The organism is Streptomyces sp. SLBN-118 (genome assembly GCF_006715635.1).
GTDB lineage: Bacteria > Actinomycetota > Actinomycetes > Streptomycetales > Streptomycetaceae > Streptomyces.
This window is the reverse complement of the sequence record NZ_VFNP01000001.1, coordinates 1,251,476-1,277,288: the sequence shown is the minus strand read 5'-3', so window position 1 is coordinate 1,277,288 and position 25,813 is coordinate 1,251,476. Positions and strand designations below refer to the sequence as shown.

At 68.1% G+C, this 25,813-nt stretch carries 14 protein-coding genes; 8 read left to right on the top strand and 6 right to left on the bottom strand.

Translation table 11 applies throughout. The annotated features are described in order from the left end of the window. Positions 1-7 precede the first annotated feature (7 nt). Positions 8-2,491: a ThuA domain-containing protein gene (locus FBY35_RS05825; RefSeq protein ID WP_142212754.1), complete on the bottom strand. Its 2,484-nt coding sequence runs from the start codon at positions 2,489-2,491 to the stop codon at positions 8-10. Between the two features lie 205 nt (positions 2,492-2,696). Here FBY35_RS05825 and FBY35_RS05820 point away from each other — a divergent pair, with 205 nt between their 5' ends. Further along, positions 2,697-3,719: a multicopper oxidase domain-containing protein gene (locus FBY35_RS05820; RefSeq protein WP_142212753.1), complete on the top strand. Its 1,023-nt coding sequence runs from the start codon at positions 2,697-2,699 to the stop codon at positions 3,717-3,719. 319 nt (positions 3,720-4,038) lie between these two features. Continuing rightward, the gene (locus FBY35_RS05815) at positions 4,039-5,850 is read left to right on the top strand and encodes a glycoside hydrolase family 15 protein (protein ID WP_142212752.1); all 1,812 of its coding nucleotides are present in this window, start codon (positions 4,039-4,041) and stop codon (positions 5,848-5,850) included. 74 nt (positions 5,851-5,924) lie between these two features. Here the strand turns inward: FBY35_RS05815 and FBY35_RS05810 are convergent, their stop codons facing one another. Beyond that, the gene (locus FBY35_RS05810; RefSeq protein ID WP_142214921.1) at positions 5,925-10,385 is read right to left on the bottom strand and encodes an aminotransferase class I/II-fold pyridoxal phosphate-dependent enzyme; all 4,461 of its coding nucleotides are present in this window, start codon (positions 10,383-10,385) and stop codon (positions 5,925-5,927) included. 519 nt (positions 10,386-10,904) lie between these two features. Here FBY35_RS05810 and FBY35_RS05805 point away from each other — a divergent pair. The 3 genes from FBY35_RS05805 (at position 10,905) to FBY35_RS05795 (ending at position 16,633) form a co-directional block, all read left to right on the top strand. Continuing rightward, a complete protein-coding gene (locus FBY35_RS05805; protein WP_160159241.1) occupies positions 10,905-12,170 on the top strand; it encodes a family 16 glycosylhydrolase in 1,266 nt (421 codons plus the stop codon). 334 nt (positions 12,171-12,504) lie between these two features. Beyond that, complete coding sequence (locus FBY35_RS05800) at positions 12,505-15,258, top strand: HAD hydrolase family protein (RefSeq protein WP_142212750.1); 2,754 nt, start codon at positions 12,505-12,507, stop codon at positions 15,256-15,258. A gap of 250 nt (positions 15,259-15,508) precedes the next feature. Next, complete coding sequence (locus FBY35_RS05795; RefSeq protein WP_160159240.1) at positions 15,509-16,633, top strand: GNAT family N-acetyltransferase; 1,125 nt, start codon at positions 15,509-15,511, stop codon at positions 16,631-16,633. 7 nt (positions 16,634-16,640) lie between these two features. Here FBY35_RS05795 and FBY35_RS05790 read toward each other — a convergent pair whose 3' ends face one another. From FBY35_RS05790 to FBY35_RS05775, 4 genes are all read right to left on the bottom strand, one after another. Continuing rightward, positions 16,641-17,939, bottom strand: a complete 1,299-nt coding sequence (locus FBY35_RS05790) for a lipopolysaccharide biosynthesis protein (protein WP_142212748.1) — start codon at positions 17,937-17,939, stop codon at positions 16,641-16,643. A 347-nt stretch (positions 17,940-18,286) separates the two neighbouring features. Further along, positions 18,287-19,375 carry a GNAT family N-acetyltransferase gene (locus FBY35_RS05785; protein WP_142212747.1) on the bottom strand — a complete coding sequence of 363 codons (1,089 nt, stop codon included), beginning with the start codon at positions 19,373-19,375 and terminating at the stop codon, positions 18,287-18,289. 135 nt (positions 19,376-19,510) lie between these two features. Then, on the bottom strand, positions 19,511-20,578 hold the full coding sequence (locus FBY35_RS05780; protein ID WP_160159239.1) for an aminoglycoside phosphotransferase family protein: 1,068 nt from the start codon (positions 20,576-20,578) through the stop codon (positions 19,511-19,513). A 134-nt stretch (positions 20,579-20,712) separates the two neighbouring features. Then, on the bottom strand, positions 20,713-21,957 hold the full coding sequence (locus FBY35_RS05775) for an ATP-grasp domain-containing protein (protein ID WP_186356866.1): 1,245 nt from the start codon (positions 21,955-21,957) through the stop codon (positions 20,713-20,715). Positions 21,958-22,402: 445 nt separating this feature from the next. On the opposite strand from FBY35_RS05775, the gene FBY35_RS05770 reads away from it, so the two are divergent. The 3 genes from FBY35_RS05770 to FBY35_RS05760 are packed head-to-tail and all read left to right on the top strand — an operon-like array spanning position 22,403 to position 25,754. Next, positions 22,403-23,551, top strand: coding sequence for a phosphotransferase family protein (locus FBY35_RS05770; protein ID WP_142212745.1), 1,149 nt, complete (start codon positions 22,403-22,405; stop codon positions 23,549-23,551). Next, complete coding sequence (locus FBY35_RS05765; protein ID WP_142212744.1) at positions 23,530-25,359, top strand: glycosyltransferase; 1,830 nt, start codon at positions 23,530-23,532, stop codon at positions 25,357-25,359. Before FBY35_RS05770 ends, FBY35_RS05765 begins: the two co-directional genes overlap by 22 nt. Next, a complete protein-coding gene (locus FBY35_RS05760) occupies positions 25,356-25,754 on the top strand; it encodes a hypothetical protein (RefSeq protein ID WP_186356865.1) in 399 nt (132 codons plus the stop codon). Before FBY35_RS05765 ends, FBY35_RS05760 begins: the two co-directional genes overlap by 4 nt. Positions 25,755-25,813 lie beyond the last annotated feature (59 nt).

The window sequence follows — 25,813 nt, the reverse complement described above, 5'->3', positions numbered from 1 at the left end:
ACGTGTCTCACCGCGCCGCCTTCCGTGCCAGCTTGTCGGCGGACGGTGTCTGCTCGCCGCCCTTGTATGTGATGTGCCACAGCGCGGACTTGGAGTCGGAGGTGAAGAATCCGCGGCCGTAGTCCAGGACATAGAGCGAGCCGTCGGGGGCGAACTTCCAGTCCATGAGATTGCGGATGCCGTCCGTCCCCACCGGGATGATCTTCTTCAGGGACTCGGCGTGCACGGGAAGCCCGCCCTTGCCGACGGTCTTCGGGTCGGTCAGCACCGCGTGCCGCGGCTGGTCGCCGTCGTAGAAGTCGCCGACGAACCACTTCCCGTCCCAGTACGAGGGCCACTTGCCCTTGCTGGCGCTCGCCGCGTCATAGCGGTAGACCGGGCCGTTCATGGTCGCCTGGCCGCCGCCCTTGAGCCAGGGGAGCAGGATCTTCTGCTCATCCGTCCGGTAGCTGGGGACGCCGGCCGCATCGCGCGGATAGTCCACGCCGCCGCCCTGTGGCGAGTACCAGATGGTGTTGGAGGTGACGGGCGGCAGATTCACCAGGCCGTCGTTGTTGGGGGACTCGTTCCTCGGAGCGTCGCAGTTGTACCAGCCGAGCGGCTTTGCCGGATCGGGCAGATTGCGGTCCCGGTAGGGCTGCTTGTTGCCCATGCAGTACGGCCAGCCGTGGTTGCCCGCCCTGGTGATGGCGGAGAAGGTGTCGTACTTCGCCGGGCCCCAGGTAGTGCTCGGTGCGCCCGCGTCCGGACCGACCCAGCCCGCGTACAGAATGTCCGTCGACTTGTCGACGAAGATACGTGCCGGGTTGCGCACGCCCATCACATAGATCTCGCCGCGCGTCTTGCCGCCGCCCTCGTCCGGCTCCTTGCCGGTGAACAGGTTCCCCGCCGGGAGCGTGTACGTCCCGTCGTCCTCGGGGTGGATCCGCAGGATCTTGCCGTTGAGGTTGTTGGTGTTGCCCGCGGTGCGGCGAGCGTCCGCGAAGGACACGCCCTTGAAGCTGGGCTGGGGGTTGTTGCCGGAGTAACCGCCGCTGAAACCGGAGGAGTTGTTGTCACCGGTGGCGATATAGAGATTCTCCTTCGAGTCCCACGCCATGCCGCCGCCCGCGTGGCAGCAGCTGTGGATCTGCACCGGCCAGGTGAGCAGTACCTTCTCGGAGGCGAGATCCAGCTTGTTGGCGGCCAGGTCGAGTGTGAAGCGCGAGACGCGGCGCTGGGCCATATGCGTGTCGCGGTTGATCTGCGCGTGCGGCGTGTAGTGCAGATACACCCAGCCGTTGGTCATGAAGCCGGGGTCCAACTCGATGCCGAGCAGTCCTTCCTCGACCTTGATCAGCTCGTCGCCGCCGCCCTTGTTGCCGAATACGGTCAGCGCTCCGGCGAGGGTGACCTTCCTCGTCTCCGGGTCGTAGACATGGATCTCGCCCTGGCCCTTGCCGATGTCGGGGTTGTTCCAGTCGGTGACGACGGGCTTGCCGGCGTCGGCGCCGCCGCGGCCGATGTAGAGCACCCGCCCGTCGGGGGCGGTGACCAGGCCGTGCGGCTCGCCGATCTGGTCGTTCTGCCCCGGCTGGTTGGGCCGGGTGACTCGCTCGGCGGTGTAGTTGGCGGTGATGGTGGCCTTGCAGTCGGCGTGCGAGAGGCGGGTGGTCCAGGCGAGGGCGCCGCGCAGATGGTCGCGGAAGTCGGTTTCGGCGAAGCTGTCGACCGTACCCCCCATGCCGGTGTAGAAGGAGCGGCCGCCGTCGTAGTCACGGCACCAGGAGACGGGGTGGTCCCAGCCGTTGGCGCCGGCGGCGGGCTTGTAGGAACTCTCTTTGACACGGGCCACGGTGTGCACGCTGCCGGACGGATTCACCGCCCAGTTGAACCATGCGTCGGGCCGTTTCCACTGCAGCGGAAGCGACGCGGTGGCTGGATGCTGACGGTCGCCGACCTCGACGACCGCGCGCTGCACCGTGCTCGGCGCGCCGGTCGGCCGGGCGCCGATCAGCCCGGTGAACCAGTCGGAGTACGGCTCGGTGCGCGCCGCGTCATGAATGCCGACGAAGCCTCCGCCGGCCTCCAGATACGACTCGAGCCCGGCCTCCTGCTCCGGGTCGAGCACATCGCCGCCGCCGGTCAGAAAGACGACCGCGTTGTACTTCCCGAGCTTGGTGGCATCGGTGAAGACGGAGGCGTCGTCCGTGGCCTCGGTGGTGAACCGGCCCGCGGCGGGCCCCGTCCGGCCGATGGTCTCGATCGCCGCGATACCCGCGTCGACGGTCGGCGACTCGGCGGTGGCCGAGGCATGGAAGACGAGGACTTTCACCTTCTGGCCGCCCGGGGGCGACGGTAAGGACAACGTTGTCGACGCTGGTTCCGGATAGGTCCGGGCCGAGGCGACATCACCGCCCCCGAGCAGGGACACGGTCAGTGCGCCGACCCCAAGTGCCGCCGCCAGAGCGCTTCTTCGGGATCTCGACCGGTGATGTGGTGTGCGCTGCATGGGTCACCCACCCCTCTGTGGTCACAACAACAGCCTTGGAAACTAGACCCCTTTTCGTGGTTCGCCAATAGGTAAGACCGCAGTGGCACGAACTTTGTCCTTGGTGTGGATAAACGAAGATCACCGGGCTACCGTGGCGCCGTCCGGGGGGCACTTGTGTCTCATCCCTGCCCGTCAAACCCCGTACAGGACTGGAGAGTTCGGCATGGACAGACGAAGCTTCAACCGGCGGCTGCTGGCGGGGAGCGCGGTCGCGGCGACGGGCGTGACATCGTTATCGGTGGCCTTCGCCCAGAGCGCGACGAGCGCGGCGTCGATGGTGGGCGCGCCGAGGACCGCTCCTGCCGGGGGCCGGGTACGTCATCTCTCGCTGTATGCGGAGAAGCTGGCGGACGGCCAGATGGGCTACGGCCTGGAGCGCGGGAAGGCGTCGATTCCCGGCCCGCTCATCGAGCTGATCGAGGGCGACACACTGCACATCGAGTTCGAGAACACGATGGACGTTCCGGTCAGTCTGCATGCCCACGGCGTCGACTACGACATCGCCAACGACGGCACCCGGATGAGCAGGAGTCATGTCGAACCGGGAGGCACGCGGACGTACACCTGGCGCACGCACACCCCGGGCAAGCGTGCCGACGGCACCTGGCGCCCCGGGAGCGCAGGCTACTGGCACTACCACGACCATGTGGTGGGCACGGACCACGGCACCGGCGGCATCCGTAAAGGTCTCTACGGTCCGGTGGTGGTCCGCAGGAAGGGCGACATCCTCCCGGACAAGCAATTCACGATCGTCTTCAACGACATGACGATCAACAACAAGCCGGCGAGCGCGAGCCCCAACTTCCAGGCCACGGTGGGCGATCGCGTCGAGATCATCATGATCACGCACGGCGAGTACTACCACACGTTCCATATGCACGGCCATCGCTGGGCGGACAACAGGACCGGCCTGCTTCTGGGCCCGGACGACATCAGCCGCGTCATCGACAACAAGATCACGGGCCCCGCGGACTCGTTCGGTTTCCAGGTCGTCGCGGGCGAGAGCGTGGGGGCGGGGGCATGGATGTACCACTGCCATGTCCAGAGCCACTCCGACATGGGCATGGCCGGGCTGTTCCTGGTGGCAAAGCCGGACGGCACGATTCCGGGTTACGAGCCGCACCACCCGGCGAAGGCCGGGCCCGAACCCGACTCGGAAGCCAAGGTGGGCGGGCACAGCCATTAGGTCCTGTCCGGCCGATCTTGCCGGGCTCGCGTGCCCCGGCACGCCCACCACTCGGCCATATGGGTGAACGCGCCAGCCGGTGCGTCCGCCGCCCGGGCCTCCCGGGTTCGTCCAGGTTGCCGCGCCGCGCGCCGTGACAAAGGCGGAGTTATGCTGCATCCAAGGCAAACTGAACCGGAAAGGCTGATACTCCATCGACTGTGGCGGCCATCGTGAGAGCTTGGAAGATCTGGGCATTCAGCGTCGGGGTCGTGGCAGCCGGGAGGTATGTACTACGGGTTGTCCGTCCGGCGGGTGCCCCTGACAGTGACAGTGCATCATGGCCGGGATGATCGAGGACTATGCCGTCGTCGGTGATCTTGAGACGGCAGCCCTCATCAGCCGCGACGGGGCGATCGACTGGCTGTGCGTGCCCCGCTTCGATTCTCCTGCCTGTTTCGCCGCGCTTCTCGGGAATCCCGACAATGGGTACTGGCGCATCTCGCCCGTCGGCGGGAGTCAGTGCAACCGCCGGTCGTACCGCGGCGACACCCTTGTGCTGGACTCCATCTGGGACTCGGTCGACGGCGCGGTCAGCGTCACCGACTTCATGCCTCCGCGTGCCGACCTGCCTCATGTCGTGCGCATCGTGGAAGGTCTCTCCGGGACCGTGGCCATGCGCGGAGAACTGAGGCTCCGGTTCAACCACGGCCGTGTCGTTCCCTGGACGCGCACCCGCGGTACCTACGTGGTCTCGGTCGCCGGACCCGACTCCGCATGGCTGAGCGCCGACCAGCGCGTGGATGTGCGCGCCACCGACGACTGCACCTACTTCGACTTCACCGTCCGGGAAGGCGAGACCCTCGCCTTCATGCTCAGCTGGTCACCCTCGCACATGCCGGTCCCGCCGCCCGAGGACCCGGCGACCGCACTGCTGGAAACCCTCGATTTCTGGGAGCGCTGGGCGGCGAAGTGCCGCTACCAGGGACCCTGGCGGGACGCGGTGGTGCGCTCCTTGATCACATTGAAGGCGCTCACCTACGCGCCCACCGGGGGTATCGTCGCCGCGCCGACGACGTCCCTGCCCGAGAGCATCGGCGGTGAGCGGAACTGGGACTACCGGTTCTGCTGGCTCCGCGATTCCACTCTCACCCTCTCCTGCCTGCTGCGCAGCGGTTTCCGGGAGGAGGCGGTGTCCTGGACGGACTGGCTTCTGCGCGCCATGGCGGGCGATCCGGCGGACCTGCAGACGCTCTACGGCGTGGCCGGCCAGCGGCGGCTGCCGGAAGAGTCGTCGGCCTTCTGGCTGCCCGGCTACGAGGGGTCGGAGCCGGTCCGCTTCGGAAACGCGGCGGTGGGGCAGTTCCAGCTCGACGTCTACGGCGAGGTGCTGGACGCCTTGTATCTGGCCCTGCGGTCCGGTGTCCCCATGGAGCGCCACGTCTGGAGCCTCGTCCACGCGTTCATGAGCTACCTCGAAGAGCACTGGCGCGAGCCAGACGAGGGGCTGTGGGAGGTCCGCGGCCCACGGCGGCAGTTCGTCCACTCCAAGATCATGTGCTGGGTGGCCGTGGACCGCGCCCTGCGGATGTGGAAGCTGGCCGGGCGCACCGACTCGGTGGAGCGATGGCGGGCCATGCGCAAAGAGATCCACCGGGAGGTGTGCCGCGACGGCTGGAACGACGAGAAGGGGTCCTTCGTGCAGTACTACGGGGCCCCTGTACTGGACGCCTCCGCGCTGCTCATCCCCAGAGTGGGCTTCCTTCCGGTTCACGATCCCCGGGTGCTCGGCACCGTGGCGGCGGTCAGGACGCTGGATCACCACGGCTTCCTGCGGCGCTACGCAAGCCAGGACCACATGGTGAACGACGTGGACGGGCTGCGTGGCTCGGAGGGTGCCTTCCTTGCATGTTCGATGTGGTTGGCCGACGCGCTGGCCACCACCGGGCGCCCGGACGAGGCCCGCGCGGTGTTCGAGAGAGTGCTCGACGTGCGTAACGATGTCGGGCTGCTCTCCGAGGAGTGGGACCCGGTGATCCGCCGCCAACTCGGCAACACACCACAGGCGTTCAGCCATATCGCGCTGGTCAACACGGCCTTCACTCTGCGGGAGGCGGAGGCGGAAGCGGGCCGCAATCCGGCCGGAGCGTAGCCGGGTCGCCGGAGAGCAGCCGGTTCCGGATCCTTTGGCCGCCTGACCGCCGTGAACAGCCTGCGACCGGGGCGTCAGGGCCGCATTTGGAGTTCGAACCGCTCGGCGAAGGCCGAAAGCGTCTCGTTGAGCCGGTCGATGTCCTCATCGCTGTTCTTGGCGGTGACCTGGATCCGCACTCCGACCCGATCACGCGGGACAATCGGATAGGCCGCAAGCGTGACGTAGATTTTGTGGTCCCAGAGGAACTTCGCGGCCGCATCCAGATCCGAGCCCTCGGCGAGCGGAATCCCGATGACGGGCAGCCCAGTGGTGTTGGGCGTGAAGATGCCAAGGGCGCTGACATGGTCCAGTACGCGCATCGTCTTGCGATGCAGATCGGCGCGGATGGCGTCACCCCGCCGGTCGTTGACATCCAGGCCGGCGAGCGCGGTGGCGAGCGAGGCCGTTGGCGCGGATCCGGAGTAGAGGTACGGTGCGGCGGCGACCTTGAGATGGTCCTTCAGCCATGTCGGAAGGGCAAGGAACGCCAGCATGGACGAGTACGCCTTGGAGAATCCGCCGACCAGGATGATGTCGTCGTAGGTCTCCCCGAGATGGCGGACGACGCTGTTGCCGCGGGAGCCGTACGGGGACGTCTCGTCGGCACGGCGTTCGCCGATGATCCCAAAGCCGTGCGCGTCATCGATGTACATCAATGCGTCCCGAGCCCGGCAGACACCCGCCAGTTCAGCCAGGTTGGGCAGGTTCCCGCTCATGCTGTCGACCCCGTCCAGGCACACCAGCCGGGTGGAATCGGCCGGAGCGGTGCGCAGCAGAGCGTCGAGTTCGTCCGGCCGCTCGGCATGGAACCGCTGCACCGTGGCGCCGTGTCCCCGGGCGACCAGACAGCCGTCGTAGACCGTGCGGTGTGCGCGTGCCTCGATGAAGATGTGGCCCTCGCCGCCGATCACCGGGATCACGGAGGCATGGATGAGCGTGATGGTCGGGAGCAGCAACGTGTCGGGCGCGTCGAGCAGTTCGGTGAGCCGCTCCTCGATCTCCGGGTAGAGGCTGGGACTGCCGTTCAGCCGCGACCAGCTCGGGTGGGTGCCCCAACGATGTACCTGTGGCTCGATCGCGTCAATGATTTCGGGGTCGAGGTCGAAGCCCAGAAAGTTGCACGACGCGAAGTCGATGAGCCAGTGGTCACCGCAGCGCAGGTGCCGGCCGCGGACCTCGTCGATGACCGCATCGCACATCGGGCTGGAACGCCGCAGGTGTTCGAGGTCTCCCCAGCGTGGGTCGCGTCGCACGTCGCTGGGTGTCAGCGTCTTGCGCGCGTGAGCGTCGTCGACCGCGCCTTCACCACCGGTCGACGACAGCGGGCCCACGTCGGCGGTGCTCCGGCGAATGCGGGCCGTCCGACGCGTCGTCGTGCTGCTGATCAGCCGTGGGGCCTGGTGTTCGCTGGCGCTCCTGAGGAGTTGTTCGCCCTGGTCCGCTGTCATCGGGCGGGCGAACAGATAACCCTGCCCGAACCGGCAGCCGATGGCCGCCAACCGGTCGCGCTGCTCCACCTCTTCGATGCCTTCGGCTATGACCTGGAGGCCAAGGGTGTCGGCAATGCGCACAATGCCTTCGACCAGGGCGACTTGCTGTTCGTCGACGCTGATGTCGTCGATGAACGACTTGTCGACTTTGAGCACGTCGATCGGGAATTCACGGAGGTAGCTGAGCGACGAGAAGCCGGTGCCGAAGTCGTCGATGGCCATCCCCACACCGAGTTCCTTCAGCGTCCTCATCACCGACCGTATCTGGTCGTCGCGATTCATGAGGACGGTCTCCGTCAACTCCAGCACCAGCGAACCGCTCGCCAGGCCGGACGTGTCGAGGACGCGGCGCACCTGGTCGAGGAACCCGGGGTCGCGGAACTGACGGGCTGACACGTTGACGTTGAGGTTCAGGGGCTCCGGCCGTGGCACCACCCGCTGCCAGCGGGCCACATGGGCGGCGGCGTGTTCGAGCACCCAGCCGCCGAGCGGCATGATGTGCCCGGTCTCCTCGGCGAGCGCGATGAACTGGTCGGGAGGCACCAGACCGCGCCGGTCCTGCGGCCAGCGGACCAGCGCCTCGAAGCCGGCGACCTCGCCGGTGGCGATCTCCACAATGGGCTGATAGCGCACATGGAACGCCTCGGCGGCGATGGCGCTTTCAAGGCTCGCCTGGAGCTCGTGCCGCTCCAGCATTCCGGCGTTCAACTGCGCCTGATAGCTGCGCCACTGCCGTTTCCCGGCCGTTTTCGCGGCGTACAGGGCCAAGTCGGCGTGTGCGAGCAGTTCTTCCGCGTTGGAGCTGTCCTGCGCGCTGGATATCCCCACGCTGGCCGAAATGCTGACCATCCCGCTCGAGAGCCGGAACGGCTGGGAGAGGCTCTGGATGATCTGTCCCGCGAGCACTTCCGCGGCTGCCGGTTCCTTTGCACCCTCCATGAGCACAGCGAACTCGTCACCCCCCAGACGCGCCGCCGTGTCACTGACCCGCAGTGTTCCGGTCAACCGCCGGGCCACGGCCACGAGGAGTTCGTCCCCCACCGGGTGGCCCCTCGTGTCGTTGACCATCTTGAATTCGTCCAGGTCCACGAACAGTACGCAGGTGAGCGTGGAGGCCCTGCGTCCGCGCAGCAGCGCGCGCTCGATGCGCTCCAGCAGGAGCACGCGGTTGGGGAGGCCGGTGAGTGAATCGTGGAAGGCGCGGTAGGTGAGTTCCTGCTCCAGTTTGCGCTGCTCGGTCACGTCCCGAAGCGTGAGGACCAGCCCGTGGACGGTCTGGTCGTGCCGCAGATTGCTGCATCGGACCTCCACATCGATGAGTGCGCCACCCTGCTGCAGGACCTGCCAGTCGTCGCGGCTGTCCAGGTCGTCCTCGGTGCGCATCCGCGCCAGCGACTCCATCGCCCGCTCACTGTCCTGGTCCGCCACCAGGTCGCCGAGTCGCACTCCGTACAGCGGGGACCGGCGGAACATGCCCTCGGCGGACGGGCTCGCGTACTTGATGGTGTTGTCGTCGTCGAGGATCAGGATGACGTCCGAGGCGTTGTGCACGAGGGTGCGGAAGTACGCCTCACTGTTGCGGCGGTTGACCTCCTTGTCGAGCGCGACGCGTTCCACCGCCAGCGCGACCTGCGAGGCCAGGGTCTCGAACGACCCCCGCAATTCCGCCAGGCTCCGCTCCGGCCCCGCCACGACCAGCGCACCGACCAGCGAGTCACCGGTCGGGCGGTCCGGGAAGGACAGCGGACACAGCAGTGCGTATGGCAGGTCCCCCAACTCGGAGGCTGCGGACTCCCCGAGGTCCTCGACCCCCACGACCTGCGTCTCACGGGCGAGGAATGCGGGCAGCCACGCCTCAGCGGTCTCGTCGGTCCAGTCGAGGCGCCAGTCCCAGACGCGCGACGTCGTGCGCACGCTGTGGAGCCTGGACTCACCCTGGTCCGTGGTCAGCAGGACGGCCTCGTGGGGCGTCCCCGCCCCGAAGAACACGTCCGCCGCTCCCTGGACCGCATTCGCGATCTCCTTCAGGCTGGCCGCCGCCACCACCGACGCGGCCCCGGCCTGAAGGCCCCGTTCGCGGCTCACGGCCTTCAATTGGGATGCGACCAGGACCGAAAGACGGGCGAGTACGAGGAGGAAGAGAACGATCGAGCCCACCGCGATGGCAGCCGCATCGTCCACAGAGCCGCTCAGGGATTCGTACAGGAGCACTGAGGGAACGACCAGCGCGGCCAGGGCGAGTATGACGAGCCGCCGGACGCGGATGCCCGGGCGCCGCTCGGGCATTCGTGCCGTCAGTTCCACCATGGAGGGATGCAGCGCCGCCAGACCCCAGGCGGTGAAGAAGACGACCCAGCCCAGATCCATCGGGGTGCCGTCCCGCCAGGTTCCATTGAGCTGGAGACGTTTGTAGAGGACGTCGGAGCAGAGGATGCCGAGCGTGCCGACGGTGAGGAGCTGAATCGCAGGGCCGCGCACATCGCCGGGAGCGAGCAGCCGCACGAGCATCGCCAGCATCAGCACGTCACCGACCAGGTAGGCGATCGAGATCGCTCGCTGAGTCCAGGTCATGTCGGCGGCCTCGGCATAAGGCGCGATCAGGTAGACCCAGGAAAGCAGAGCCAGGCCGGAGGCCAGGATCAACGCGTCCAGCAGATTCGCCAGATCCCGCCCTGTCGCGCGATACCTGATGAACCCGTACAGCCCGATGGCGAACAGCGGATACGCCGCCAGATAGAAGACGTCGGCCAGTGAGGGAAATGGATTCTGCTGGTTGAAGAAGGTGTTGAGGATGTTGTAAGTGGTGGCGCCGACGGTGAAGGTGAACGCGGCGGCGGCCAGCACCAACCACGGCCAGCGGTGGGTCGGCCGGTTGATCCGGATGCCCAGGAGAATGGCGCAGACGCCGAGGATGCCGATGGCGGCCCAGGTGACGTCGCGGCTGCCCGGAATCGTCAGGTACACGACGGTGAGCGGGATCACGACGACGAAGTATCCGGCCATCAGTCGCTGGAACCGGGTCAATGCGCACCCCCTCCTACCACCATCGGACAGCGGGGACTGCACCGCTGTCTGCTGGGCAACGGCGGGCCTGGCCATTGGCTTTTTTGATCATATGTCTGCTTTGGGCGGGTGGCGACCGGAGGTCTGGAGAGACTCCGGGCCCAGGCGTCGAGGTCTTTCTCCGCATGTCGGCCCCGTGGGGCGTCTCACTGATTCTCGGCGGGTCGGTAATACTTCACCTTCGGCGTAAATGGGGCGTTTCTATTGCATCGCGTTCGTCCTATTTGAGTGAAATGTAATTCGCTATGGCGGATATCACATAAAAGGCGCCGAGTCTCGCCAACTCGGCGTTGTGTCTTAAGTCCTGAGGGTCAGTGAACTCGGGGATTCGGGTGGGAGGGCAACGAGGCGGTTGCGTGCCGGATTCGGCTCGCGCAGAGTCCATGTCCTTCAGCCCGCTTTTGCTCCGTGCAATGGCAGGCCTATTGCCTGATGTGGGGGGCGAAAGGTCATCCATTCATGCCCAGAGATTCCAGACACCGCCGCAAGCTGACCACTCGGACGAAGATTTCCGCCCTCGTACTTTCCTTCGCGGCCCTTGCGATGGGCAGCGCCGCATGGGCGGGCCAGTCGCAGCAGTCGACCGGCGTGGTCGTCGACTCGCTGTCCGTTTCGGCGGCACCGAGCGGCGGGCTGACGGCGACTGCGACGGTCCACTCCGCTCGTACGCTCCGGGTGCAGGCCCTGACCGTCGCCGTGCGGTCCTCGGACGGCTCCCGCTTCGACTTCCCCGGTGCGTCGGCGTCGAAACTGAGCCCCTCGCCGACGACATTCACCTCCGGCAGCCGCACATTCCCGGCCGGCACGTACACCGCCTTCGTCGCGTACAAGTACCACGACACCTGGCACAACCTCTCGCCGGTGAAGACGTTCACCTCCGGCGACACGGCCACTCAGACGCCCAGCGCGACGGCTTCCGCATCGCCCAGCCCGTCCCCGACCTCGACCTCCACAACCAGTCCGAGCTCCACCCCGACTGCGTCGACCTCGCCGGCTCCTTCCCCCAGCCAGACCACGTCGACGACCGGCGCCGCACCGGCGGGTATCCCCGGCACCTGGCGCCAGGTCTTCGGGGACGAATTCAACGGCACCAGCCTCGACGGTTCTAAGTGGAACCCGAACTGGCTGGGCTGCCCCACCTGCACGACGAAGCCGGTCAACTCCGCCGAGCTGGCTGCCTACGCCCCGTCCCAGGTGAGCGTCAGCGGCGGCTCCCTGCACCTCAAGGCCGAGAAGGCGCAGACCACGGCGACCGACGGCAAGACCTACGCCTACCGCTCCGGCCTGGTCGAGAGTGACGGCAAGGCGCAGTTCACCTACGGCGCCTTCGAGGCCAGGATCTACACCCCGGCGGCGTCACCTGGGGTGATCGCCAACTGGCCCGCCTTCTGGACCGATGGGCAGAACTGGCCGGAAGACGGCGAAATGGACGTCATGGAGGGCCTCGGCGGCGGCAAGGCCTGCTACCACTTCCACTCCCCGTCGGGCGGCCCGGGCGGCTGCGCCCCCGGTGACTTCACCGGATGGCACACGTACGGAGCCGAGTGGAAGCCCGGAGTCGTCACGTACTACTACGACGGCAAGCAGGTGGGCCAGATCACGACCGGCATCACCTCGTCCCCGATGTACCTGATCCTGAACAACGGCGTCAGCACCGAGCACGGAGGTCCGCTCGTGACCCCGGCCGACATGATGACCGACTATGTGAGGGTCTGGCAGCACTGACCCTCAGACCGACCGTGCCCGGCCGTGTACCTCGCGGCCGGGCACGTCTGTGCCTTCGGCGGATCCGTTCGACCCGGCGACGACGGGTGAAAGCTCCAGCCCGGTGCCGAGCCGCCGGTCGGCGGCTCAGCGGTCGCCCGCTCGAGGGCGCAGCCATAGCATGGGACACGGAGGCATTGCACGCCTGTCACTCGTGGTGTACATCCCGGCAATTCCCGGGTAGTTGCGCAAGCACCCCGGGAGGAGTGGTAGAGGTCCTGATGAGCTGTACAGGTACTGATTACCCGTCCCGGCAGGTGTTTTCGTCGCTGTCCGGGGGACAGGCGCCGTCGCCGTGAGCGGTGCGGTCCCCTGGCCGACGGTGCCGGACCTGCATGCGAATGTGCCGGAACTGCACAGCCGTCTGCGGGCAGCCGCGGACCGGGGGGACATGCTGGATGCCTTTCTGTGTGCTGCGGGCATCGTTCAGGTGGGTCAGGACTACCTGCACGGGACGGCTTGGCTGCCCAGTCGGGTCGCGCGGCAGCTGGGCGCGCGCGGGACTGGCGCAACCGCCCTGCGTGGCGCCGTGGGCGGCCTGCTCTCGATCGCCGCAACATCGCCCGCAGCACGTGAACTGAGAGCGTGGCTGACGTCCTTCGAGGATCTCGCCGATGCGCTCGCGGATGCTGTGATCGCCGAGCTGGTGTCTGCTTCCGGCACTCGTTCCGTCGAGTGCGTTGCGCGGGTGGAACACCTGCTGCGCCGCCACACAGCGGGAGTACCCGGACGCATTGCGGCGCTCCTGGAGGGCAGCCTGCTGCGGCCTCCTTCCTCCTTCCGTAGCTTCGACCAGCACCCCCGCGATGTCATAGAACTCGTCGCCCGTTTCGCCCGGAAATATCCAGAACGGGACCGTCAGCTCGTGGTCGTCGGGCTGCGCACCTCAGGCAGCTACCTTGCTCCGCTGACCGGAGCCGCCCTGCGCGAGGCGGGATACCGGCATGTCCGTGTCCGCACCGTCCGGCCGGGTGAACCGCCGCTGCGCGGCGACAGGGAGTTTCTCCGCTCCCTCGGACACAGCCGAGGCCTGGTGCTGCTGTGCGACGACCCGCCCACAACGGGCGGGAGCCTGGCGGCTGTCGCCGGACAGCTCGGCCGGGCGGGGATTCCAGACGAACACATCGTGATGCTGCTCGCCGCCTTCGGTGACGGTTCCCTTCCGGATCTGATTGCCGGCCACCCCAGTGTCGTGCTCCCCGGCGCGGACTGGTACATACGCACCCGTATGGGCGAGGAAGCGATGCGCCGAACCCTGGAGCATGTGCTGCCCGACCATGAAGTGATCGAACTGTCTTTGGGCCGGCCGGCGCTCCCGTCCCGCTGGTCGCGGGTAGCGGTTCCTGTCAGCGCACGTGTCCGCACCGGTTCCGGTGAGAAGCGCCTGGAGATGGTCGCGGAAGCGGCGGGGACCGGCTATTTCGGCCGGTATGCCATCGCGATCGCCGACCAGCTGGGCAGCCTCGTGCCCCGCGTCTACGGGTTCCACGACGGGGTACTGCTGCGCGAACGCCAGGGTGAGGAATCGGGGGAGGGGGCGGCTGCCGGGGATGCCGCTCGCGTGCCGCCGCACGCCGTCGTCCAATACGTCACGCAACGTCGACAGCGACTGGCCGTGACGGCCGACCGCAGCTCGTTCCTCAAGGGACGTCAGCCCGTGTGGGAGGTCGGCGCCCGGGTCTTCGCCGACAGGTGCGGAATGCTGGCGGCCCCGCTCCGCCCGCTACTGATTGATCCCCTGCTGCGCGCTCTGCTCCGCTCGCAGTCGCCCTGCCTCGTGGACGGCCGGATCTCTTACGGGCACTGGCGGGAAGGTGCCGACGGATGGATCAAGGTCGACTTCCATGAAGGACTATTCAGCCACCTGGACCTGGCCGCCTACGACGCGGCGTACGACCTGGCAGGGGCTGCGCTCTCGCTGTCCGGGGAAGGGGACGGGCTGCTGACCCGTTATGAGAAGCTGACCGGGAGCCCAGTTCCGCCCTCACAGTGGTGCCTGTACAAGGTGGCGCACGGCTGGAATGCGGAGAGGCTCGCCCATTCGGGGGTTGACGTGGGTATGACCGAGGCCGAGGCGCGGCGGGCCCAGTCCCGGGCTGTGCAGCAGTACCTGGCAGGTCTCTTCCTCCAGGATGTGGATGCCGTGGCGGACGGCCCGTGGTGCGTGCTGGACGTGGATGGCGTGCTGGAGACAAGCCTGTCGGGCTTCCCGGTCTCCACGCCGGCCGGGATGCTCGCTCTCCGTGCGCTTCGCGCCCATGGATACAGAGTGCTGCTCGCCACGGGACGCTCCCTCCCCGAGGTGAGGGACCGGTGCCGGGCGTACGGCCTGTCCGGAGGGGTCGCAGAGTACGGGGCCGTGGCGTACGACGCGGCCTCTGACCGGTCGGTCGGGCTCGTGGCCGAACACGACGGCGCCTTGACTGCGCTGCTGTCGGCTGTGCCGTCCGTGAGTGTGGACTCGCAGTACCGGTGGGCCGTGCGGGCATATCGCGGGAAAGGTGCCCGTCGTAGGGCCATGGACATGGCGACCGTCAGCCGTCTCATGGCACAGCCGGGAGGCGCCGGTCGGTTTTCGGTGGTTCAAGGGGATATGCAGACCGATTTTGTGCCCCTGGGCATCGACAAGGCCACGGGCCTGCTCGGTCTGATGGATCTGCTCGGCGACCGCGGAGGGCGGCCCGTGCTGGCTGTGGGCGACAGTTTCACCGATATCCCGATGCTGCAGTCGGCGGAGACCGGTTGTGCACCGCGCAACGCGGACCGGGCTGTGCGCGCAGCAGGGTTTCCTGTCCTCCGGCGGCCCTGCCAAGCCGGGCTCGCCGAGGCCGTCGGGCGGTTGCTGGGCCACCGGCCGGGTCGTTGTCCAGTCTGCCGGGCGCCGCGCCTGGCTCCCGACGACAGAGCCTTGACGGCCCTGCTTGCAGTACCGGAGTCCGGCCGTGCCGGCATGCCTGCCCGGCTGGTCAGGCTCGCTCTGGCGAGTGCAGGCCTGGACGGATCCCTCATGGGGAACCGCTGGTCCGCCGGAGACGGGCAGAGGACGTGAACGGACACTGCCCCCGGCAGAACGTTCCGCCATTCGTGTCCACGGGCTGCATTGCTCGACACCACGTGCCGAGTGTCGCCACTGCACCGGTACAGGCGTCCCGTTGCGTGGCCCCGCAGCTGTTCCGACAATGGATCGTGGCAGCAGGAGACTTGAGCCGACGCTCCGAGTTCTCCTGGTCCGCTTGCCCGAACACTGGGCCGTGGTGTCCATCCGCGGGGGCGGGGGCGGGGTCGTGAGGAGACCATTCGTGATCCATCACCAGGCATCCGAACTTGAGCCCCAGGAGTGGGACGTCCACACCGGTGATGGGGTGGTGCGGGCCGTGAGCCCGGTTCCACGTGAGACCTGGGCGCGAGTGCTCGCCACCGACCCGGGAGCCACGGCATTCCACATGCCGCAATGGCTCGACTGCATCTGCACCGTCGGTGGCTGGCACGACGCGAGCCGGCTCTACCGGACCGGCGAAGGCCGGGAGCTCGTTCTGCCGATGGTTCGTCGGCCGAGGTGGTTCCGCACACTCTCGTTGCAGGCCTCTTTTCCCCCGGGGTGGGGAACGGGCGGCATTTTGGCGTCCGGAGGAGTCCGCCCCCACGAAGTCGACATGATCCTTGCCGACCTTGCGTCGGACGGAGCACTGCGCACCAGCGTCCGCCCTGCCTTCGCCGCTGCGCCCGCGTGGCCCGACCAGGCGCCGGGGGTCGTCCACATCCCCCGGAAGGTCCATGTACTGGATCTTGAGGGCGGCATGGACGTCCTGTGGACGCAGCGATGGTCCAGGAACACGCGAAGTCGCCTGCGTTCGGCTGAACGGAGGGCCGAGCAGGCCGGCTTGGTCATCGAAAGCGGCCACTCGCCCGAGCTGGTCGCCGCCTTCTACGATCTCTACCTGCGCTGGCTCGACCGGCGGGCGCGGGAAAGGCGCCTGCCCCCGGCTGTTGTCCGGGAGCGCGGCAAGCGTTCGGAGCCGCTCGCCAAATTCCATGCGGTTGCCGCTTCCCTCCCGGGCACCTGCCGCATTCTGGTCGCCACCCTCGACGGTGAACCGGTGGCCGCCACGATCGTTCTGCTGCACGGATCGAGTTGCATCTACTGGCGTGGCTTCAGCGACAAGGAGACGGCCGGTCCGCTGCGCGTGAACCAGCTCCTTCAGCTCCGCTCGGTCGAGCAAGCCTGTGATGTCGGTTGCAGCCACTACGAGATGGGCGAATCGGGCGGGGTGGCTTCACTGGAGCGGTTCAAGACCAACCTCGGTGCCCGCGAGAGACACCTCGCCGAGTACCGGCTCGAGCGCCTGCCGCTCACTCGGCTCCAGGATCGGCTGGACCGGATCCGCGGGGCTGTCGAGTCCCGTCTCACCCCCGCGCGGAGCTGAGCGAGCCTCACGGCGGTCCCACCAGGCCCCCGTCTGTCGGTGATGCCGACCGGTCCCGCACGGGCAGCCAGAGCGGCTTCCGCCACCACAGCCACGCGGCCACCACGGTTTGGGCGATCAGCCAGCCGGCGCCGACCCCCGCGATGCCCAGTGCCGACAGCAGCATCAAGGACAGTGCGGTGGCCAGCGTGCAGACGACGGCCAGGATTCCGACCAGCACGCGCATCCGGCGCTGGGCCCGGCAGGCGCTGACGGCCGTGATGATGACCAGATTGGGAAACGCCGACAGAGCCACCAGGCGGAGCAGACCGGCCCCGTTCTGGGCGTAGTCCGGGCCGAACACCCGCAGTACCAGCGGCGCCGCGGCACAGAGCACCACTGTTCCCGCAAGCAGCAGCATCCCGGTGTGACGCAGCACCCGGCGGCACTGCATGGGCAATTGGGCCGGGTCGTTCGCTGCCTCGACGATGAGCGACTCACCCATACTCGCGTTCAGCTGGTACAGCGAGAACCCGGCGAGCCAGGCAAGCGAGAAGTAGGCGGCCTGGTCGGGGCCCAAGCGGTTGAGAACGAGGATCGGGAGCAGGGCGGTCGCGGCGAGCCAGAAAAGCGCGGCCACGTAGTCCGCCATGACGTATCCCGGCGTCGGTCTGCTCGGGTCGGCCCGTTCGTCCGCCGGGTTGCTGGCGTGCCGGGGGAAGGCCCTGGCGTACAGGAAGCCGTTGGTGAGGCTGATGGCGAAGACCAGGGCGATGGCCCAGGACAGCAGAATTCCTGTCGACTTCGCGACGACGGCGAGCAAACCGACGAGCACGATCTTCCCCACCGCGAACACGGCGTTCTCCCACACCACCCATTCCGGACGGCGCAGGCCGGTCAGCACGCCGTCCTGGATGACGAAGACCGCGTACGCCGCAGTAGCCAGGACGAAGCATCCCCCGAGCAGCGGCTCGCGCAGGAACTGCAGTCCTGGCGAAATCTGGGGCACCAGGAAGAGAAACATCCCTGCAAGGAACGCGGTGAAAACGCAAGCTGCCAGGTAGGCCTTGGAGACAAGAGCCCGGGTGCGTTCCCCAGCGGTGGGCACGAACCGGAGCAGGACATTGGTCAAGTTGAGTTGGCCCACTCCGGCCAGCAGCATCATCGCCGACACGGCCGAGTAGTTGCGGCCCACCGCACCGGTGTCGTACCAGCGGGCGGCCAACGCCCAGTATCCGGCCCCGAGCGCTGCTGTCACCAGCGAGTTGAACGTCAGCACGTGGCCGGTGCGCAGCAGATGGTCCTTGGGCTGCCGTCCCGGGCTCACCGTGCCCGCCAGTTGTCGGGCACGTGCTCGGCCTCCTGCGGCGCGGTGGGCGCTCGGCCGTCGGCAGCAGCGCTCGCCCAATCACCCTCAGGGCACCGGGCGGTGCTCAGGTGTCCGCAGTAGCAGACCTGCCGACGGCGCAAGGTGACTCCCAGTGATGCGCAGCCCGGACAAGGAGGCGACGGGTGATCCGTACGAAGAATCCGCGTTACGGAGGACTCCATCCGGCGGCCACGGATAGCTTGGCTTTCCAACAACTCCTCGTTCCCCTCAGCCTAGGTCGAGGACGGGCAGTCTGCGACCTGGCCCGCCCCGGGCCGTCCTCTCACGGGTTTTCGTGTCCCGAGCTAGGCGTCCTCGAAGCGGATCAGGCGTTTGACGACGTCCCGCAGCCCGCGATCGGCGGCCGAGACCGGAAGTCGCTCGCGCAGGAAGGTGGGGGTCGAGTAGCTCTCGGCCCCGAAGCCCTCCTTGAAATGAGCCAGCGAGGACCCCGGCCGGGAGTCCCCCAGGTGGTAGTAGGCGCAGCCCGCCGCACACGCGTCCTCGACGGCGAGTTGGTGGAGCAGGAAGTTCGCCCGGACAGGGTGGGCGAGATCCCGGTTCATCGCACCGCGCCAGTACTTCGCATGAGGCCCGTGACGGAGGACGACAATCGCGGCGGCAGGCTCGCCGAAACACGATGCCATGTAGATCACGCACGATTCACCGAACCGCTCGGCAACGGCCTCCAGCCGCTGGCGTGGGAAGCTCCGGGCCTGTCGCCATCGGGCGAGGGCCAGCGGCTCGTGCTGTTGCCGTGCCCAGCGCACCATCGATTGTTCGTACAGGTGGTAGAAGGCCGGCACGAGCCTGCCCGTGCGATCGACCTCCACCTCGATCGCGGACCGCTCGGCTCGGCGCACGGCACGTCGGACGCGCCCGTGGAAGCGCCGGTCCCAGACGGTGCCGAAGCCGCCGTCCAGGTTCAGCACCTGCGTCGTGTGTTCCTCCGTATGAAAGCTCGGCGGGGCCGCCCGTGCCCACACCGGGTCGGCGCCAGGCCCCAACCGAATGGCGACCCGGAGCGTCGGGCGCCGCGCGAGGTCGTCGAAGACGACGCGAGCCTCGCTCTCGTCGGGCGCCCCGGGGGGCACCAACGGCCCGCCGATACCCCAGTCCGACGGCCAGGAACCCTCGCCCGCCAGCCTCGCGGACCAGCCTCGCCGCCGGGCCAGCGGTACGACGAGTTGACTCCCTCCGTCGAATTCGTACAGTCGGCTGGCGTCCTCGAACGGTCCCGTCGCACAGATGCAATCGAGCCACGTCGGAGTCTGGCTGACCATGGCGTTCTCGTCGGTGTCGGCCAGCTGCCGCCAGGTCTCCCGGGGGGCGGGGCTGGTCACCCGCACGGGGCCCGAGGCTGTGGTCGCCTGGAGTACGACGGCTGAGTTCATGGCCTCCTCCTGCTGACCGGGGGTAAGAGGACGGGGCGGGGGACGGGGGCCCTGCCTGCCTTTCCCGAGCCTAGGCCGAGCCCCGTCGCACGGCCTCCCGGCGGCAGTCGGCAGCCGGGCAACAGGTGCTGGGCGCTACCGCCCCGCCACCTCTTTGAGCACTGGCACCACATTGCCCGCGACCCATCGATGGCTGCGCCCGTAGCGAGCCGACTTGGCCAGGTTGCCCGCCACATGCCACAACCAGGTCAGCAGCGGCAGCACCGCCTCGTCCTCGTCCGGTGGCGGAACATCCGCTTCGGTGAGGAGGCGGCGGTCGTCGGGCAGCAGAGAGCCGCGTCGCACGACATCGGCCACGATTCGCCCGAGCTGCCGCCCACCGCGCTGATGCCGGAGCGTCAGAACGAACATGTAGGAATCGATCACGCACGGACCGTCGGGGCGGGCGCTCGACCAGTCGATCACCCCGGTGAGTGTCCCGCGCTCCTCGCTCAGCAGAATGTTTCCGGGGTGGAAGTCCCCATGGGTCCAGGCGACCGTCAGAGTACGTCCGTCCAGACCACGGACAAGGCGCTCCCGCAGTGCCTCGACGGCGGCCGCGCCGCGGCCCTTGCGGCACCAGTGGATCTCTTCGGACAGGATCGCGAGCTGGGGGTCCACCCAGCCCCCGACACGGTCCGTGACGCGCTCCGGGCGGCCGGTCGCCCGGTGCAGGTCGCCGACCGTGCGGAGCGCGGAGACAGCCACGCGCCGAGCCTGTTGTGGAGAGCGCCGCAGCAGTGTGTCGCCTTCGACGCCAGGCAGCAGGCCTTCCGCGACCAGGGGAAGCCGCTCATCGAGTCGGCATTCCTCCACACGAGGCAGCAGCAGCCTCCAGTCGTCCAGGCGGTCGTCCCGCGTCAGCTGCCGCACGGCCTCACATCCCACAGCCAGCGACACGGCAGCTCGGCTGCTGCGGGGATGCTTGACAACCAGAGGGGGCTGCATGGCCTGTCCGTCCAACTGGAACACCAGGAGATCGGAGACAGTTCGCTGCAGCCGATGCAGGTCGCGGAAGCTGACGGCTTCCCGACGCAGCCGGCTCGCCAGCCGACGGGCCATCAGCAGATCTGCGGGCCGGGTCAGCAGGCCGCGGGGCCGGATCGGGACAAGGCCGCGCACCCAGGATACCGACAGCTCGGCGCGAGGGAAGGCGACTTCCACAGACCCTCCGTCCACTGTTGCGTAAGCAGGGCTCATCACCATATATAGGCATTAGCGAGATATTGGACGACTCGCTGCGGTTGTGCCGACAGCAACGCGCGAGGCGCAGAGGTCCGGCCGCGCGCGATTCGGCATCAGGGGCAGGACGCCTTCCGGTGTCCGCCGAGCCGGAGGTTCAGGGAGCAGCCGATGCGACGCGCCACGGTGCCCGCCAGCCTGATCGCCTCGGCCGCCGCGGGCATGGGGTCGTCCCGGGCGAGCCAGGCCCGCTCCGTCCCGCGCAGCGGGGCAGGCGGCAGCCGGTGCTCCTCCCACAGCCAGGCGGCAACCGATGGCAGATCGAGCTGACCGGCGACGAACACCCGCCCTTCGACCTCCGGGCCGACCGGTACATGGCGGCCCGTCAGGTCCAGATGCATCGCCCGTACCACGTCGATTCCGTGGACATTCTCGAACAGTCGGAACTGGGCACCCGTGCGCGGGTTGAAATCCACCAGCTTGTAGCGCCCGTCGCGCCGGTCGTAACGCCAGTCGAGGTCCGCCGGTCCGCTGTAGCCGATCCGCCGGCACAGCTCCCCGGCGAGCTTCGCCAAACAGGGGTTGCGCAGGGTCACAGCCCGGGTGGTCACCCCTGCGTGCGGGGGCCACGAGCGCAGCTTCAGACCGGTGAAGACGACGCGGGGCACGCCGCCCGCCCCGCAATAGAGATGCGTGATCCAGTCCTCGGCCTGCTCCCTGGGGATGTATTCCTGCATCACGAGCGGGGGCAGCGACTCCTCCGGATACCGGGCGAGCAGAGTCTGCTCGTCGCGGACCATGGTGGTGTTGCCCACGGCCGGGGCGCGCAGTCTGGTCCATGCTTCGCGGTTCTTGAGCACCACCGGATAGCCCAGTTCACGCGCCGCGTCGACCAGTTCATCGCGGTTTGCGGGTGCCCGTGTGCGCGGGGTGGGTACGCCGAGCTCCTCGCAGAGCTTGGTTAGACTTGCCTTGCTGGCCAGCCGCCGCGGCAGGTCCGAGGGCGTCGGTGGGAGCAGGAAGCACTCCGCCAGCCGGTCCGAGTTCTCGGCCAGCAGGACGGCCGCTTCGTCGTCGGTCGGTACGGGGATGCAGGGCGAGCCGATGGCCCGGCCGATCGACAGTAGGGTTTCGACCAGCAGCCGCGGTTCCTCCAGCCCGGTAGTGGGCCAGACGAATCTCCTGGTGACATGGCGTGATACCGCCACCGGAGTGAACCGGTCCTCGACGACGGCGTGCACCGGAACACCCATGCGGCCGATCGTGCGCACCACGCCGAGGCCGCCATGGTGCTGGGGATAGCTGCCGATCTTGGTGAGCAGCGTGGGCACCTCCCGGTCCAGGGGCGATCCGGGATTCATCCGTTGTCCCGTGCACCGCGGAGATCAGTCATCGCGTCTCCAGACGTCGACCAGGAGTTGGGGGCCAGGCAGTCGGGCCGCCTCGCTCCCGGTACGCCAAGACCCGCCAACCGGGAAGGGCCTCGCGCCCTCACTCGTGGACACGCGGTTCTCCCTTCACGCGACGGGGATGCGCCTGCTGTTCTGATCGCGGCGTGACGGACCGTTACCCGGCTCCTGCTACCCATCAGCACTTATGTAGGAGGAGACAGGAATTAGTACCATATATACCCTGAATCTCATGGTTGAGTGACTTTCCTCGAGAATCGACCGCCGACAGCAGGAAGTGAACCGCTGCCCGGTTGCGCTGTCGGACCGAAGTGCCGCCGTCTGGGCCCCATCGGTTCCGCCGTTCGCGCGACGCGCATGTCGTGCCGGTGGGCACCCTGCCCCCGAAAGTTTGATCATGAATCATGCCCAGAACTTCGCGACTCCGCCCGAGACGATGACGAGGCTTCCGACCGGGCAGTGTGCGGACGCCGTGAATCCGACGGGTCACCCGAGCGGCCAGTCGCTGCGGGAGTCTGTGCTCGGGCTGCTGCCGCTCCGCTCTCCACGTGTTCTCGGAGGACTGACCGACGGCCTGAGGGCGCACTGGTTGGTGCGTGGGATGCACCCCTGCGAAGTCACCGTGGTTCGGCGAAACACCTACCCTCAGACCAACCTGCTCGTGTTCAGGCTGCAGCGAGGCACGTGGGCCGTCCTGGTCAAACACCCGAGGAACGAAAGGGCGGCCGACGGCCTCGCCCGTGAGTGGGAGGTCCTGCGGCAGCTGGCCGCGGACGACCGGCTCGAACCTTGGCGGCAGTTGCTGCCACAACCCGTCGGCTACCGGCCCGACGGGCCGGCCCGGATGCTGGCCCAGAGCTGGCTCGCGGGCGTCCCCGCCGATCACCTGGTCCCGCACCGACCGCAGGACCTGCAGCGTACGGTCACTGCCGCACTCTCCTTCCTGGCGGAACTGCGGCGTGCGAACGGACACAGGCAGCCGGCAGCCGAACGGGTCGGCGAGTGGGCCGAACCACAGCTGCAGATCCTCTCGTCGGAGATCGGATGGTGCAGGACGGCTGCCGGAGCGGAGGGACTGGAAGCGTTGCGTCGGCGCCTGGACGCGGGCCTTGCCGGAGCAGTGTTGACGCAGGCCTGGACGCATGGGGATTTTCATCCCGGCAATGTGCTGCTGAACGAGGAGCGGACCCGGGTCACTGGTGTCTACGACTGGGGGAGTGCGCGAATGGACGGTCCCTCCGAGATCGACGCCTGCACCTTCGTACTGACAGTCCGACAGGCGCTCAGCGGCCGCCCGCTGGGAAGGCTGGTCGCCGATGCTCTGCGTGGCGACGGGCTGGCGGCTGCGGACCGTGCACTGCTCTCCACTGCCGCCGTGGATCCGGACGGCGGCGACCCGGCAGTACTTCCGCTGCTGACGTGGCTGTGGCACGTGTCCAGCAATGTGCGGAAGGCGCCGCAGTTCGGGCGAAGTCGTTGGTGGGTGGCCCACACCGTCGCCCCGGTTCTCGAGGAGGTGTCCCGATGGGCGAGCGCCCGACGGTGACAGGTCGCTCGATGTCGTCTCGTACGGGGGCCGAGGCGCCGCCCGGCACGTCCACGACCGGCGAATCCAGGCCAGGGCGAGCAGCCGCGCGCCGCTGGGTGATCCGGGCAGTGCTGCCGACCGCGCTCGCCCTGTGGCTGCTGTCGCTACGCAATGTCGACCTCGACCGGATGCGCGATCTCGGTCTGCTGCAGGTGCTGCCGGTACTCTTCTGGGTCGCACTGGCCCTGCTCACCCTGGGTTTCTGCATCGCGCTGGGCGACCGGCGGACCGGCAACAGCTGGTACGCGGCCTACGTCCTGGCGCTGATCGCCGTCATCCACGCCACGCCCACGCTGCTGTATCCGACCCTGCGCTATTCCTGGGCCTGGAAGCATCTGGCGATCGTCGACGCGATGCTGCGACACGGCGGCGATGTGCCGAACTCGCAAGGGCTCTCCATCTACAACGACTGGCCGGGCTTCTTCCAGCTCAACGCGCTGTTCCTGCGGGCCACCGGTCTGGAATCCGCCGTCGGGTACGCGGCCTGGGCCCCGGCGTTCACCAACGCCCTGCTGCTCGGTCCGCTGCTGCTGCTGTACCGGGCGGTGGCCCGTGACAGAAGGCTCATCTGGGGAGCGGCATGGATCTTCTACTCCTGCTCCTGGGTGGGGCAGGACTACTTCGCGCCGCAGGCCTTCGCCTTTCTGCTGTTCGTGACCGTGATCGCCCTGATCCTGCGGCAGCTGCCATCCTCCGCGCTCCCACGGCCGGACCGTCGCAGACGAGGAGCCTGGCCGCCGGGACTGCTGCTCGTGGTGCTTGTGATCGTGGCCGCGATCGTGTCGTCACACCCACTCACCCCGCTGATGCTGATCAGCGCGCTGGTTGTGCTGTCGCTGCCGCGCCGCAACCGGCGGGTGGTGCTGCCGGTTCTGGTCGGTGCGCTCGTCCTCACGGCCGCGTGGGACGCCACCGTCGCGCGGTCGTACATCTCGCCCCACATCGGCAGCATGATTGACGCCTTGATCCAGCCCGATGCCAACATCTCCTCCGGCCTGGCCACCCTTGGCACCGCAGCGCCGGGACTGGCCCTGGTGTCCTGGATCGACCGTGGCCTGTCCGGGCTTGTGTTCCTGCTGGCCGCGATCGGCTTCGTACGCCGTCCCTGGACGCGCCGCACCGGACTGCCCCTGCTGGTGATCTCCCCCCTGCTGATCCTCGCGGCGAACGCCTACGGCGGAGAGATGATCTTCCGGGCCTACCTGTTCGCGCTGCCCGCCGCTGCCTTCCTGATCGCCGCGCTCCTCGTGCACCGCGGCACGCGGCCACGTCCGCGGATGCTCGTCATCTACCCTCTGCTGCTGGCCATGCTCGGCGGCCTCGTCTTCGGCTACTACGGCAAGGAGGCCGTGAACCACTTCACCCTCCAGGAGGTCGCAGCTGCCCGCTATGTGACATCTCACGCTCCCGAAGGCTCACGGATCGTGACACTGACGTCCGCCGTTCCCGGCCTCTTCATGCACTACGACCAGCACGAGCAAGTGCTACTGGGCCAGCAGGACATCGGGGACAGACGTCGGTTGGTACGAGATCCCGTGGAGGGCGTGAAGGGGTTCGTCTACGGGGCCACCGCGAAGGAGCCCGCGTACATCATCCTCAGCCAGGCACAGGCCAGGGACCTCTATCTGACGGGCGAGCTGCCCGCCGACACCGTGAGACGACTGGAGTCGGCGCTGTCGGGGGCAGCGGGCTTCGCTCGCGTCTATCACAACGATGACGCGGTGGTGTACCGGTACGAGGCTCCGAGGGAGACGATCCGCCGATGACGTCGCTACGTTGGGGGCTCGCAGCGTCCGGCTGGCTGGCCCTCGCGGCCACCGTGGCACCGGCGGGGTCTCCGTTGCGCGCTGTCATCACTGCCGTCTTTCTGCTCGTCTGTCCGGGACTCGCGGCCGTGGGACCCGTACGTCCCGGGGCGCGGCGAGGCGTCGGCCGAGTCGCTCTCCTGGAGACCGCTGTACTCAGCGTGGTGCTCAGCCTGTCGCTGTCGGTGCTCGTGGCGGAGGCGCTCTTCCTCAGCGGCACGTTCACCGCCAGGCGGGCTCTGCTGGCACTCGCCGTCCTCACCTCCCTCCTGGCACTCATGCCGCGACGGGGTGGCAAGCGGTTTGCGGAACGGCAGGCCACCGCACCGGCCATTGAGCCCGAGTCGAAAGCGTGACAGGAATGGCGCTGCGCGGGCAGGGTCCGCGAATGGTCGCCTTCGGGCGGCTGGTGCAC